The sequence below is a fragment of the Methylocystis heyeri genome (genome assembly GCF_004802635.2).
GTDB lineage: Bacteria > Pseudomonadota > Alphaproteobacteria > Rhizobiales > Beijerinckiaceae > Methylocystis > Methylocystis heyeri.
Genome location: NZ_CP046052.1, coordinates 3,369,231 through 3,382,500, shown reverse-complemented (window position 1 = coordinate 3,382,500; position 13,270 = coordinate 3,369,231). Strand labels below are relative to the sequence as shown.

General features: G+C 64.6%; 9 protein-coding genes and 2 rRNA genes (1 of these 11 running past the window's edge). 7 read left to right on the top strand and 4 right to left on the bottom strand.

The features are described 5' to 3' along the window. Positions 1-872: ribosomal RNA gene (locus tag H2LOC_RS15375) — 23S ribosomal RNA — on the top strand; it begins 2,098 nt to the left of the window's first position. 59 nt (positions 873-931) lie between these two features. Beyond that, a 5S ribosomal RNA gene (rrf, locus tag H2LOC_RS15370) occupies positions 932-1,047 on the top strand. 407 nt (positions 1,048-1,454) lie between these two features. Here rrf and H2LOC_RS15365 read toward each other — a convergent pair. Then, the gene (locus H2LOC_RS15365) at positions 1,455-2,180 is read right to left on the bottom strand and encodes a S1 family peptidase (RefSeq protein ID WP_136497848.1); all 726 of its coding nucleotides are present in this window, start codon (positions 2,178-2,180) and stop codon (positions 1,455-1,457) included. 175 nt (positions 2,181-2,355) lie between these two features. On the opposite strand from H2LOC_RS15365, the gene H2LOC_RS15360 reads away from it, so the two are divergent. After that, positions 2,356-4,014 (top strand): RecQ family ATP-dependent DNA helicase, encoded by a 1,659-nt coding sequence (locus H2LOC_RS15360; protein WP_246206853.1) that lies wholly within the window; start codon positions 2,356-2,358, stop codon positions 4,012-4,014. 216 nt (positions 4,015-4,230) lie between these two features. Next, a complete protein-coding gene (locus H2LOC_RS15355; RefSeq protein WP_246206852.1) occupies positions 4,231-5,628 on the top strand; it encodes an MFS transporter in 1,398 nt (465 codons plus the stop codon). Between the two features lie 8 nt (positions 5,629-5,636). On the opposite strand, the gene H2LOC_RS15350 is transcribed toward H2LOC_RS15355, so the two are convergent. Further along, positions 5,637-7,574, bottom strand: coding sequence for an aconitate hydratase (locus H2LOC_RS15350; protein ID WP_136497846.1), 1,938 nt, complete (start codon positions 7,572-7,574; stop codon positions 5,637-5,639). A gap of 192 nt (positions 7,575-7,766) precedes the next feature. On the opposite strand from H2LOC_RS15350, the gene lspA reads away from it, so the two are divergent. Further along, a complete protein-coding gene (gene lspA / locus H2LOC_RS15345) occupies positions 7,767-8,279 on the top strand; it encodes a signal peptidase II (RefSeq protein ID WP_136497845.1) in 513 nt (170 codons plus the stop codon). A gap of 177 nt (positions 8,280-8,456) precedes the next feature. Further along, on the top strand, positions 8,457-8,924 hold the full coding sequence (locus H2LOC_RS15340) for a hypothetical protein (RefSeq protein WP_136497844.1): 468 nt from the start codon (positions 8,457-8,459) through the stop codon (positions 8,922-8,924). A 73-nt stretch (positions 8,925-8,997) separates the two neighbouring features. On the opposite strand, the gene xseA is transcribed toward H2LOC_RS15340, so the two are convergent. Then, positions 8,998-10,560, bottom strand: a complete 1,563-nt coding sequence (xseA, locus tag H2LOC_RS15335) for an exodeoxyribonuclease VII large subunit (protein WP_136497843.1) — start codon at positions 10,558-10,560, stop codon at positions 8,998-9,000. Between the two features lie 205 nt (positions 10,561-10,765). Here xseA and dinB point away from each other — a divergent pair, with 205 nt between their 5' ends. After that, the gene (gene dinB, locus H2LOC_RS15330) at positions 10,766-11,905 is read left to right on the top strand and encodes a DNA polymerase IV (RefSeq protein ID WP_136497842.1); all 1,140 of its coding nucleotides are present in this window, start codon (positions 10,766-10,768) and stop codon (positions 11,903-11,905) included. 125 nt (positions 11,906-12,030) lie between these two features. Here dinB and H2LOC_RS15325 read toward each other — a convergent pair whose 3' ends face one another. Further along, positions 12,031-12,858 (bottom strand): outer membrane protein, encoded by an 828-nt coding sequence (locus tag H2LOC_RS15325; RefSeq protein WP_136497841.1) that lies wholly within the window; start codon positions 12,856-12,858, stop codon positions 12,031-12,033. Between the last annotated feature and the right edge of the window lie 412 nt (positions 12,859-13,270).

Genomic DNA, 13,270 nt, shown 5'->3' with positions numbered 1-13,270 from the left:
TTGAATTCCCCGTGAAGATGCGGGGTTCCTGCGGTCAGACGGAAAGACCCCGTGCACCTTTACTGTAACTTTGCACTGGCATTCGTGTCGGCATGTGTAGGATAGGTGGTAGGCTTTGAAGCATGGGCGCCAGCTCGTGTGGAGCCATCCTTGAAATACCACCCTTATCGTCATGGATGTCTAACCGCGGTCCGTCATCCGGGTCCGGGACAGTGCATGGTAGGCAGTTTGACTGGGGCGGTCGCCTCCCAAAGAGTAACGGAGGCGCGCGATGGTGGGCTCAGAGCGGTCGGAAATCGCTCGTCGAGTGCAATGGCATAAGCCTGCCTGACTGCGAGACAGACAAGTCGAGCAGAGACGAAAGTCGGTCATAGTGATCCGGTGGTTCCTCGTGGAAGGGCCATCGCTCAACGGATAAAAGGTACGCCGGGGATAACAGGCTGATAACCCCCAAGAGTCCATATCGACGGGGTTGTTTGGCACCTCGATGTCGGCTCATCACATCCTGGGGCTGGAGAAGGTCCCAAGGGTTCGGCTGTTCGCCGATTAAAGTGGTACGTGAGCTGGGTTCAGAACGTCGTGAGACAGTTCGGTCCCTATCTGCCGTGGGTGTCGGAGAATTGAGAGGATTTGTCCCTAGTACGAGAGGACCGGGATGAACATACCTCTGGTGGACCTGTTGTGACGCCAGTCGCAGTGCAGGGTAGCTATGTATGGACGGGATAACCGCTGAATGCATCTAAGCGGGAAACCCACCTCAAAACCAGTTCTCCCTTAAGAGCCGTGGAAGACGACCACGTCGATAGGCCGGGTGTGGAAGTGCGGCGACGCGCGCAGCTTACCGGTACTAATAGCTCGTCAGGCTTGATCGCTCCCATTATCAATGCCCTCCAAAACCATTTGCTTCCCCTTGTAAATTGCTCTTAGCCGGCCTGGTGGCCTTCGGCAAAGCGATCAGACCCGATCCCATCCCGAACTCGGCCGTCAAACGCTTCAGCGCCAATGGTACTATGTCTCAAGACCTGGGAGAGTAGGTCGTCGCCAGGCCTGCTAAGCGCAATGGCTCCTTCAAGCGGCCTCAAATCGACGGCGTTCCGCACGCCAAACCCCAAACGCTCCGGATATGCGCCCTCTAAAAGGCTCATATCCGGAGCGTTGCTGCGTTTCATGTCGTGAAGCTGCGAAAAGCCCGCCCGCGTGCGTTCAAGCCCCGTTGGGTTCCCAATCGAACCACCATTCGCACGGCCCCTAGAGCTGAGCTGCTGCCGTTCGCGTAGACCGCTTATCTCGGCGTGCACGAAACCGGGAGTATCGCGCCCCTCAAAACATCTATCCGTGTCGCGTACGCAACGCCTGACGGACCTCGCCGGAGGGATGCGCCTTTCCCCCGCCCTGCCAGCGGCCTGCAAGCGCCCTTGACGCAGGTCGCCGCGCGTTCCGATCGGCCCCTTCGCCTATCCGGTCAGGGTCATCAGAATATCGGCATACCAGGCGCAATTGAGTCCGAGCGCTTCGTCGAGCCCGACATCGCGGGGGCCGACGTCCAATCTCGACGAGTGAATCCCGAGGAGGCGCCAGGGCAACTCCCCGTCGTCTCCGCCCGCGCGGTCAATCCGCATCACCACGGGAGCGCCGCTGGCGCCGCGATGAGTGCGGGCGTCGGTGAGAAAATAGCCTTCTCCCTGGAACCTCAGCCCGAAAGACGAAGCGATGACCGCGCCGCGGGCGACGGGCAGATGATGCAGCGTGTCGTGGAAGCCGAGCGGAAAACCGATGACGAGAACCGAATCCCCGATCTCCGCGCCGAGGTCCGGCTGAAGATTCAGGGGGCTGAAGGCGCGAAACACGGCCGGCCTCGGCAAGCGCTCACGATCAAGCTCTATCGCCGCCACGTCGATCTTGCCGCCGCAGTCGAGCCCCTCCCGCCATTGCGGAGCGCCTTCACGGTAGAGCGGGATCGAAAGCGAAACCGATTTGGCGATGTTCGCTTCGTCGGTGTGAAGATCGATCTCGATGCGGTCGGGAAAATGCCCCGTCGGCTCGTTCAGGAGCACATGGCGGCTCGTGACCAGAAAAAGCCGCTCGCCTCGCTCGAAAAAAAAGCCGCTGGCGTTGGTTTGCGCCGCTTCTCCCACAAAGGTGTTTATCCGCGTCGAGGTAAGAAGAATATCTTCCGTCATCCCAGTTCCGCCCGTCCGCTCGGCTGCGCCGAAATCGGCTCAGATTCAAAAAGCTGGAGCATAATCTTAGCACCCCGCGCGTATTTCTCTGCAAAACCATGTCATCATGGCGGCGCTTGCGCCATCCGGCGGGCTGTCCCGGTTGTGGCGCTCATTTCGATTGAGGACGCCGCAAGTGAGTTTCCCCCCGCCAACCCTCGACGACGCGCGGAGGTTCCTGCGCGAGCGGTTCTGCCATCGGGATTTCCTGCCCGGCCAGGCCGAGGCGCTCGAGGCCGTGCTCGACAGCCGCGACGTCCTGATGGTTGCGCCCACCGGCGCTGGCAAGTCGCTGCTGTATCAGCTTCCCGCCATGCTTCGTCCCGGCCTCGTCGTCGTGGTCTCGCCGCTCATCGCCCTGATGCGCGACCAGCTTCGACGCCTCGCCGAGCTCGGCCTGCCGGCGGCAACCCTCCATTCGGGGCAGGACGATCTCGAATATTCCCAGGCCCTGGAAGGGGTGGCGTCTGGCCGGATAAAGCTGCTTTATCTTTCGCCGGAACGCCTCGCGCAGGAAAGCTTCGTGGCAGTTCTCCGCAGCAGGCGCGTGGCTTTGCTGGCGGTTGACGAAGCCCATTGCATCTCCCAATGGGGCCACGAGTTCCGCCCGGACTACCGCGAACTCGGGTCGATCGCACGCCGCCTCGGCGATCCCCAGGTTCTGGCGGTGACGGCGGGCGCCGCGCCCCGCACCCGGGAGGATATCGCGGAGCTTCTGTTTTCTCGACCTCCCGTGGCGATCGTGCGGTCCTTTGCGCGCCCCAATCTTTGTCTTTCCTTTGAGGAGCGACGCCAGCGGCTCGGGCGACTCGCCGCTTTCGCGCGGCGGCATTCGGGAACGAGCGGGATCGTCTATTGCAATTCGCGCGCGGGGGTCGACGCGCTGGCGCGCGACCTCATCGGTCTGGGGTTCGACGCGGTTCCCTATCACGCCGGCCTCGATCCGGGTCGGCGCGCGATGAACCAGGATGCGTTCTTCACGCGAAAGAGCGTCGTCATGGTCGCGACAATCGCCTTCGGCATGGGGGTCGACAAAGCCGACGTGCGTTACGTCGCTCATGCCGACGTTCCGGATTCCGTCGAGGGCTATTATCAGGAGATCGGACGCGCGGGCCGCGACGGCATGGAGGCGGAAACGCTTCTTCTCTTCAGCCGGCGCGAATTGTCGCAGCGCTGGAGGGCGCCCCCGGAAGCGTTTTCAAGCGAAGCGGATACCGGTTCGCGCGAAGAAAACACGTTCAAAGAGGGAATCCTCGGGAGGCATCCCCACGCCCAGGCCAAATTCATGCGGGCGCGGGCGATGGCGCAGCTTTGCGTCGCCCCCGGCTGCCGCACCAGGAACCTGCTGGCGCAATTCGGCGAGGATAGCCCGCCCTGCGGGCGCTGCGATCATTGCCGCGGGCTTCTCGCGCCGCTGCGCCGGCTGAGGTCGTTATCGTTTCGCCTGCGCCTCGAGGCGGCGAGCCTCGTCTCGACGGCATACGATCCTGCGGCGGAGCCGGATGGTCTGGTCGACGACGAGGCCATGGGCGTCCTGGGAGATGTTGCGCCGGCGCCCGCGCCCAAGCTAAATGTCGTGCAGGAAAGGCTGTTGCGCGAGCTGACGGCGGCGCGGCTGCGCATCGCCCGCCGACGTGGGAGGCCGCCCCAGCGGGTCGCGGACGAAAGCGTTCTGCTGCGCCTTGTGAACCTCGCCGCCGCCGCGGCGCTCCCCGAGCCCGCCGCTCTGGAGGGGGTCGATCGCGAGGACGCCGCCGAGTTCCTGCGCATCCTGCGCAAATCGCGTGAGGATTAGAGCGCACTTTCGCAGGACCGGACATGTTCCTGCGAAAGACATGCGCTCCAACCCTATGAGCTGAAGCAGATTCTTATCGACCGGACGGTTCCGTCCGGTTGCGGGGAGCGCGCCGACGCCAGCGCCTGTTCGGCGCGTGACGGCGAGCCGCCCGAGATTACGGCCTCAACCCGCCGCGGCCTATCTCGCGCGGCATTTTGGAGGAAACGACGCCCCATGGAAGCCGGAGCCGCCCTTGGAAGGAGCGAAATCCGCCGCGTGATGATCGGGCTTTGCCTTGCGATGTTTCTGTCCGCGCTGGACCAGACCATCGTCGCGACGGCCTTGCCCACGATCGGCGCGGAGCTCGGAGACTTCGCCGACTCGCCGTGGATCGTGACCTCTTATCTGATCGCCTCGACGGTCGTCACGCCGCTTTACGGCAAGCTCGCCGACATCCATGGGACGCGCGTCATGCTCCTCGTGGGGATCGCGGTTTTTGTCGGGGGCTCGGTCGCCTGCGCGCTGGCTCCGAACATGGCGCTCCTCGTTGCGGCGCGCGGGCTTCAGGGCGCCGGCGGCGGCGGGCTCATCTCGCTGGCGCAGACGGCGCTCGCCGATATGGTCACGCCTTTGGAGCGCGGGCGCTACCAGACCTATATTTCGGTCGTGTTCGTCACTTCGAGCGTGGCGGGCCCGGCGCTGGGCGGCTTCTTCGCCCATTATCTTCATTGGTCGCTGATCTTCTGGATCAACGCGCCGCTCGGAATCCTCGCTTTCTCCATCGCCAACAAAACCCTGAAGCGACTGCCTTTGCGCACCCATCCTCACAGGCTGGACGGCCTGGGAGCGCTTCTGCTCGGCGCGGCCTCGGGCCTTCTCGCCTATAGCTTGAGCGGGCGCGGCGGCGCGGCGGCTTCCTCGCTGGCACTGCTCGCTCTCGACGCCTTGTTCTGGGCGCTGTTCGTCTGGCGGTTGCGGCGGGCCGAAGAACCTTTCATCCCGCTCAGCCTGCTCCAGAACGCCGTCGCGCGCGACGCCACCATCTCCAGCGCCTTCGGGCTCGGCTCGTTCATCGGCCTTTCGGTGGTGATGCCGCTCTATTTCGAGGGCGTGCTCGGAATGTCGGCGGATCAATCGGGAACGGCCCTCATTCCGGTGATGGCGGGAACGGTGGTGGGAGCGACTGTCTCGGGGCGGATGATGCCGCATATTGCGGGCTACAAGCTACCAGCGCTCGCCGGCCTGGCTATCGCCGCGTTGTCTGCGGCGGCGCTCGCCGGTCTGGCGCAAAGCCTCGCTTTGCCCTGGCTTGTCGCGCTGCTGACGGCTTTCAGCCTAGGGGTCGGGGCGATGCTGCCGATATGCACGGTGTCGATGCAAAACGCCGTCGACCCTCGCCACCTCGGCTCTGCGACCGCCACGATGCAATTCGTGCGTCAGATTGCTTGCGCCCTCGTCGTGGCCGCGCTGGGCGCGCTCGTGACCGGCTCCGGCGAGCCGGGTTCGCAGGCTTTTGCGCTGGCGGATCTCGTCATGAGGTTTCGCTTCGCCTTCGCCGTGGTCGGCGTTTGTACGGCGATGGCGTTGTTCTTCCTCGCCCGCATGGAGGCGAAGCCCCTGCGCGGAAAATAGCGCCGCCTTCAGGCCGCTTCGCGCCGCCGGTTGATCACCCCGCCGCAGAGCAGGATCTCGATCTGCACGCCCGTGAGGCCATGCTCGGTTTCAATGGCGCGTCCGCTGCAGGAGAGGCGGATGCGGCCGCCCTTACTCAGCATCGCGCGCAGCCCTTCGACCTCCAGCCTGTCGCCGGGATTGAGCTTTTCATAGTCGCGCAGGTCCAGGAAACGCAGCGGGAGCACGCCGTAATTGATCAGATTCTGCCGGTGAATGCGCGCAAAGCTCTCGGCGACCACCAGTCTGAGGCCGAGAACCCTCGGCGCCGCCGCGGCGTGTTCGCGGGAAGAACCCTGACCGTAGTTTCTTCCGCCGATAATGGCGTGGCCCCCTTGCGCGCGGACGGCCTCGGCGCGCCGCACATAGTCGGGATCGACGCGCTCGAAGGAAAAAGCCGCTATTCTTTCGAGATTGGAGCGATAGGGCAGCACCCTGGCTCCTGCGGGCAGTATCTCGTCGGTGGAGATATTGTCGGGCGCCTTCAACAGTATCGGCAGGCTCAGCGCGTCAGGCAGGGCGTCGAAGTCCGGCAAGGAGCGGATGTTCTCGCCCTTCGTCAGCCTCACCGTTTTTCGTTCCCTTTCGGGCAGCGGGGGCTCGAACAGATTCCTCGCCTGCGGCGCACGGACCGGCTCTTCGAGCTTCGGACAGGGGACCTTCAGCGTGCGCGGGTCGGTAATCTTTCCGGCCAGCGCCGAGGCCGCCGCGGTCTCGGGCGAGCACAGGAACACCGAATCTTCCGCCGTTCCCGAACGGCCGGGGAAATTGCGCGGCGTGGTGCGGAGCGAGTTGCGCCCCTTGGCGGGCGCCTGCCCCATGCCGATGCAGCCGTTGCAGCCGGTCTGATGGAGCCTTGCGCCGGCGGCGACCAGCGCGCCGAGGCGCCCGTCGTCGATCAGCATCTGCAGCACCTGGCGCGAAGTGGGGTTGATGTCCAGGGATACGCCGGGCGGCGCGACATTGCCGCGCGCGATTTCCGCCGCGACCGCGAAATCCCGCCAGCCCGGATTAGCCGAAGAGCCGATATAGGACTGATAGATTTCCTCGCCCGCGACCTCGCTCACCGGGACCACATTGCCGGGGCTGGAGGGCAAAGCGATCAGCGGCTCCAGAGCCGAGAGGTCGATATGGTCGTGCTGGTCGTAGTCGCAGCCGGGATCGGCCGCGATCTCCTTCCAGTCTTCTTCCCGGCCCTGCGCCGACAAAAACCTTCTGGTCGCCTCGTCGGACGGAAACACCGAGGTTGTGGCGCCGAGCTCGGCGCCCATATTGGCGATGACATGTCGGTCCATGGCGGAGAGGCCGCGCAGGCCGGGGCCGTGATATTCTATGATCTTGCCGACGCCCCCAGCGACGCCGTGACGGCGCAGCAGCTCCAATATGACGTCCTTGGCGCTCACCCATTCGGGAAGCTCGCCGGTGAGCTCGACCCCGAAAATCGCGGGCATCGCGGTCGCATAAGGCTCGCCCGCCATGGCCAGAGCGACGTCGAGCCCTCCGGCTCCGATCGCCAGCATGGCCAGCGCGCCCGCCGCGGGCGTGTGGCTGTCGGAGCCGAGCAGGGATTTTCCCGGCCGCCCGAAGCGCTCCATGTGCACGACATGGCTGATGCCGTTGCCCGGGCGGGAATACCAGATCCCGAAACGCCGACAGGCGCTTTCCAGAAAGATGTGGTCCTCGGCGTTGAGGTTGTCGACCTGAAGAATATTATGGTCGACATATTGGACGCTGACCTCGGTCTTGACCCGCCCGCTCAGCATGGCTTCGAGCGAGAGCATGGCGAGCGTGCCGGTGGCGTCCTGGGTGAGGGTCTGGTCGATCCGCAGCGCGATCGGCGCCCCGACGCTGCGATCTCCGCCGAGGCGATGGTCATCGATGAGCTTTTGCGCGAGATTGGCGGTCATCGGGAGGCTCCGCCCGGTTTGCTTGCCTTTTCCGTCAAAGAAAATAGGGCGCTGGCGCGGGGGCGACAGCGGCATTGGGGGCTCTAGGCTCTCGCCTCGGCGCGTCTTTCTCTTGACGCCCGCGCCGCCTTCGGCGAAAGGGGAGCCGCCCTCGAAGCGAGGGGCCCCTTTTTTAGGAAACAGGCGCCGCGAATGAAGCCTCTATCCGCGCCGCAAGCCTATGGCCTTGTCGTCGCATGCGCCGCGCTCCTCATCGATCAGGCGCATAAATACTGGATGCTGAACGTCTTCGGGATCGGCCAAAAACCGCCGATACGGCTGCTGCCTTTTCTCGATGTCGTCCTGAGCTGGAATCACGGCGTCTCCTATTCCCTGCTTACCGCCCATGACGATGTCGCGCGGCTCGCTTTGCTGTTCTTTCAGCTCGCGATCATTCTCGGCCTCGCGGTCTGGCTGCGACGGACCAACAGCGCCGTCACGGCTCTCGGCCTCGGCCTCGTCATCGGCGGCGCGCTCGGCAATGCGGCCGATCGGCTGCTGCGGGGCGCGGTGGCCGATTTCTTCTATCTGCACACCACGCTGCCGGTCGGGCCGCTGGCCAATTATGTTTTCAACCTCGCGGATGTCGCGATCACCTGCGGCGTCGCGGCGCTTCTGATCGAAGGTCTCGTCGCTTCCGAAGCGCCCGGGAAAAGCTCGGCTTGAGGGGCGTCTTACGCTTCCGCGCAATGAGACGCGCATTGGCCCGATTCGCCAGCGCCCGGCTTTTCCGATAGAAATTCCGGCGCCTCCAAAACGCCAAGAAAACGGGCATATTGAGCGAAGGTTGAAGGGAGCGGCGGCGCTGTTTCGCCGCAAACCCTCCTCGAAGGAGTTTTTGCAATGAATGCGACTTGCCGATTTGCGAAAGTCAGCGCGGCCGCCGCTGTTCTCGCGGCCGTCGGGTTTTTTTCGCCCGTGGCGCAGGCCGCGGACGACGCCACCATCGGCGGCGCCCTCATGGGCCTCGTCGGCGTGAACACCAACAACAGCGGCGAGAAAATCGACTATCGCGAGCGCGCCAAGGTGGTCGTGCCGCCGAACCGGCAGGCGCTTCCCGCGCCGCGGCAGGACGCATCCCGCCCCGCCTCCTGGCCGGTCGATCAGGACAACGCGCGCCGCAGCGGGGCGCGCGCAGCAAACAGCGCCAAGCCGACGGACGGCGAACCCGCCCGCGAAAACCTGACCGAACCGCCGCCGGGCTATCGCCATGCGACCAAAAGCCTCGCCGGGGTCAAGGATCCGGACGCCAAGAGCACGGGCTGGTTCGACTCGGTCAAACAGGCGGTCGGCCTTGGAGGCGGGCAGTAAGAGCGCCGCGGGCGCATTTGGTTCAACTCGGCCCAATGTGCTCCGAACCGGCTCCGCTTCGGCCGGAAACGCTCTAAAACAAAGACCCCTGATCTCCGCCGGGACTCGCCGGCGGGCGGCGGCGCGGCTTCGCCGGGGCCGGGCGTTTTTCTTCCCCCGATGAAGCCTCTTTGGCCCTGACCGAAACTACGCCGTCGAAGAACTGCGCGGTCATTTCCTGGCCGGGCCGCACCTTGGCCGCAGCGTCGATGACGCCGCCGCTCTCGTCGCGTATCAGCGCGAAGCCCCTTGCGAGCACGGCGTCATGACCCAGCGACCGGCGCAATTGCTCGAGCTGCGCCACCCCGCCGCGTTTTTCCCGGATAAATTCCGCGACAGCTCGTTTCAGGCGCCGCTCGGCCGTCTCCAGCCGGCCCTTCAAGACCGCGTCCTCATGTCTCGCCACCGCCGCGCGGGCCAGCAGGCCCTGCCGCAGCCGCGTCGAGAGCCCCTTGATCCTTTCGCTTGCGCGCGCGAGCTCGGCCTGCGGCGAGTGCCGCGCCAGCGTATGGGCGGCGCGCGAGAGGCGCAGTCGACGCTTGTCGAGCCCGGACCGGATCGCGGCGCGCAGGCGCTCCAACACGAAATCCCTGCGCTGGCGGGGAACGGCGAGCGCCTTGTCGGGCGCGCCGAGAAGCCGGGAATTGGCCGAGAGGCGCGCCGCCAGGGCGTCGAGCAGCCGGCGCTCTGCGCCGGCGAGCCGGCGCGACAGCACGGCGTTTTGTTCGATGAGCTCCATCCGCACCGGAACCGCCTTTTCGGCGGCGGCGGTAGGGGTCGGGGCGCGCAGATCGGCGGCGAAATCGATCAGGGTGGTGTCGGTCTCGTGGCCGACCGCGGAGATGACGGGAATCTCGCTGGCCGCCGCCGCCCGGACCACGATCTCCTCGTTGAAGCCCCAGAGATCTTCCAGCGAACCTCCCCCGCGCGCGACGATGAGCACGTCGGGACGCGGAATCGGGCCGTCTTGGCCAAGCCTGTTGAAGCCTTCGATCGCCGCGGCGACCTCGGCGGCGCAGCTTTCTCCCTGAACCCTCACCGGCCACAGCAGCACGCGCCTCGGGAAGCGATCGTTCAAACGATGCAATATGTCGCGGATCACCGCGCCCGTCGGAGAGGTGACGACGCCGATCGTGCGGGGAAGAAAGGGCAGCGGGCGTTTGCGACCTTCGTCGAACAGCCCTTCCGCGGCGAGGCGCTTGCGGCGTTCGTCGAGCAGCGCCATCAGCGCGCCGATCCCGGCCGGCTCCAGCGCCTCGATGACGATCTGATATGAGGATTTTCCCGGAAAAGTGGTGAGCTTTCCGGTCGCGACGACCTCGAGCCCTTCCTCCGGCCTGGTCTTCAGCCGGGCGAAGGTTCCTTTCCAGATCACCGCGTCGATCCGGGCGCCGGCGTCCTTGAGGCAGAAATAGACATGGCCCGAGGAGTGGGGACCGCGGTAATTGCTGATTTCGCCGCGCACGCGCACGAAGCCGAAGCGATCCTCCACCGTGCGCTTGATGGCGCCCGCGAGTTCCGTGACGCTGATTTCCGGCGCATTTCCGCTGAGGGAGGCGGGGTCGGATTCCGGGGAGGTTTTCTGGCGCGGCGGCATCAGCCAGATATGGCCGATTTCCGCTCCAAAGGAAAACGGCGCGCTCGCGCCGGCCTTAGATCTTCGACGGGCAGGCGGGCCAGCGCCGCCCCAGCGTCGAGCATCGAGGCCGCGAGCAGCCCGGGCGGACATGATATGCTGCGCGGATCGCGAAGCGATCTCGCGAAAGCCGTATGGATGGCCGGAGCCAAGGGACTATAGCGCGATGAGAGGCCAGACCGGCGGGGGTCAATGCGGAGCCCGGTGCGACGCGGGAGCCGGCGCCGCCGCTGCCGCCCCTCAACGCAAGATCATCCATATAGACATGGACGCCTTCTATGCGTCGGTCGAACAGAGGGACGATCCGGCGCTGCGGGGCAAGCCAGTCGCCGTCGGCGGCGCCCGCGCCCGGGGCGTTGTCGCGGCGGCAAGTTATGAAGCGCGCAAATTCGGCGTTCGCTCCGCCATGCCTTCAGTCACCGCGCTGCGCAAATGTCCCGAGTTGATCTTCGTCAAGCCGCGCTTTGAGGTCTATAAGCAGGTGTCGCTTCAGATCCGGACGATCTTTTCGGACTACACCCCGATCATTGAACCGCTATCGCTCGATGAAGCCTATCTCGACGTGACCGAGAATTTGAAGGGCATTGAGTCGGCGACGCGCATCGCCGAGGAGATCCGGGCGGAGATAAGAGTCCAGACCGGGCTTACGGCGTCCGCCGGCGTCTCCTACAATAAGTTTCTCGCCAAGCTCGCGTCGGATTTCCGCAAGCCCGACGGCCTTTACGTCATCCCGCCGAGGATGGGCGCTGCCTTCGTCGAAGCGCTCGATGTCGGCCGTTTTCATGGGATCGGGCCGGCGACGACGGCCAAGATGAACCGGCTCGGCATCCGCACCGGCCTCGACCTTCGCGCGCAATCGCTTCAATTCCTCAGCGCGCATTTCGGCAAATCGGGCCCCTACTACTACTGGATCGCGCGTGGCGTCGACGAACGCCCGGTGCGGGCCGACCGCCGACGCAAATCGCTCGGCGCCGAAACCACTTTCGCCGAGGACATTTTCGATTTCGAGACGGCGCGCGCAGGCTTCGGGCCGATAATCGATAAGGTGTGGTCGGCTTGCGAGAGGGCCGGCATTCGCGGACGCACGGTGACGGTCAAGGTCAAATACGCAGACTTCCGACAGATCACGCGCGCGCGTTCCGCTCCTGCGGCAATATTGGCGCGGCGCCAATTCGCAGAAATCGCGCTGGCTTTGCTCGGGTCCGTGTTTCCTGCACGAACGGGAATCCGCCTGCTCGGAGTTTCCCTGTCTTCCCTCGAGGATAGGCGACAGGAGCCCGAAGGCCAATTACAGCTTGGATTTTGATCGGTCGCCAACCTGCAAACGCCCGATGGGTCCGCTCCTTGGGATTCTCCAGGCGACGATGAGGAGCTCAGGAGTCTTTTCGGTTCGATCCGAACCGGAAAGACTCAAAAGCGCATCATTAGCCTTCAGTATTTGGTGATGAGCGGACGCACCGGCATGGGCGGCTCGTTGAAGGCGTAACGGAAGCCGAGGCGAAGGTCGTTGGAGGCGAGATGGAACGAATGCGTCTCCCTCCAGCAGCCCGTCGGCGATATGCAGCTGATGGGATTGCTGGTGAGGCTGCCCATGTCGAGATAGCGATAGCCGAGCTCGACCTTGAAATTGGGCGTCACGTTCAGCGCGAGCCCGGCCATGACGGCCCAGGCGAAATTGGCCTGAGTCTTATCGGCCGCGACGCCGAATCCGGTGTCCACCAGCCCCGAGATCCGGTTGTCGGCGATGCCGACGCCGAAGCCGACAAAGGGGGTGACGCCATGCCATGTGCCGATATCCACATAGCCGTTGGCCATGAACAGCGCGGTGCTGACGCCGGCGTTGTAATAATCGCCGCCGACCCAGCCGCTGAAGGCGTTGGCGCCCACGATGCCGGCCCGGTAGCTGGCCTCGGTGCGGTATTCGCCGGTGATGTCGGCGCGGAACCAGCTGTTGAACTGATAGCCGAAGCCAATGTCGACAAAGCCCTGATCGCCGATCGAGGCGAAAGCGGGCGCGATGTAATTGCCGGACGCGGCCAGAGACTGCCCGGTTTCGTCGTAAGCCTGCAGCGTGGAGCGCCATCCGCTCATCTGAACCGCGCCGACGCCGGCGTCGCCGCGCAGATACCAGCCGCCGTATTCCGGGGGCGGAGGCATGTCGATCGGTGGCGGGGGCGGAAGCAGGTCCGCGGCGTTGGCGGCGAAACTCGCGCCGGAGGCGACTGCAGCCGCCAAAAAGAGGGCTTTGGAATTGCCCATGGTACATCTTCCCTTCGCTCATGCAGGGCCGCTTGCGGACCCGCGGCACAATGCCGACAAAAGGAAAAATGACCTCAAAGGCTTAAATTGAAGTTAACCTTACCTCCTAACCATAAAGCAGGCTGAAATGCTTACCGCCGCGCTGCGCTGCCGGTTAAAACCATGGTCCGATCGATATTACGGCAGGGCGCGCGGGTGAGATTGATCGAGACGGTTGCTTTCGCGAAGTTCGATGCCGTCGAGCGGGCGTCGGATAAAAGCAACCAGACAGTATTCGCTCGGATTTGGATTCATAATGAAAAGAGATCGCGCATTGAAAGCGATCGCCAAGCGTCTTGAAGTCTTCAAATATGGTAGGCCGGACGGCGGACCGGCGGCGCCGGCTTTGGCGTCGTTTCGTCTTTAAGCGGTT

Bases quoted from the DNA above. Each gene is read 5' to 3' on its own strand.
- H2LOC_RS15325 (WP_136497841.1), bottom strand. From the start codon at position 12,858: ATGGGCAATTCCAAAGCCCTCTTTTTGGCGGCTGCAGTCGCCTCCGGC.
- H2LOC_RS15365 (WP_136497848.1), bottom strand. From the start codon at position 2,180: ATGACGGAAGATATTCTTCTTACCTCGACGCGGATAAACACCTTTGTG.
- dinB (WP_136497842.1), top strand. From the start codon at position 10,766: ATGAGAGGCCAGACCGGCGGGGGTCAATGCGGAGCCCGGTGCGACGCG.
- xseA (WP_136497843.1), bottom strand. From the start codon at position 10,560: ATGCCGCCGCGCCAGAAAACCTCCCCGGAATCCGACCCCGCCTCCCTC.
- lspA (WP_136497845.1), top strand. From the start codon at position 7,767: ATGAAGCCTCTATCCGCGCCGCAAGCCTATGGCCTTGTCGTCGCATGC.
- H2LOC_RS15350 (WP_136497846.1), bottom strand. From the start codon at position 7,574: ATGACCGCCAATCTCGCGCAAAAGCTCATCGATGACCATCGCCTCGGC.
- H2LOC_RS15355 (WP_246206852.1), top strand. From the start codon at position 4,231: ATGGAAGCCGGAGCCGCCCTTGGAAGGAGCGAAATCCGCCGCGTGATG.
- H2LOC_RS15340 (WP_136497844.1), top strand. From the start codon at position 8,457: ATGAATGCGACTTGCCGATTTGCGAAAGTCAGCGCGGCCGCCGCTGTT.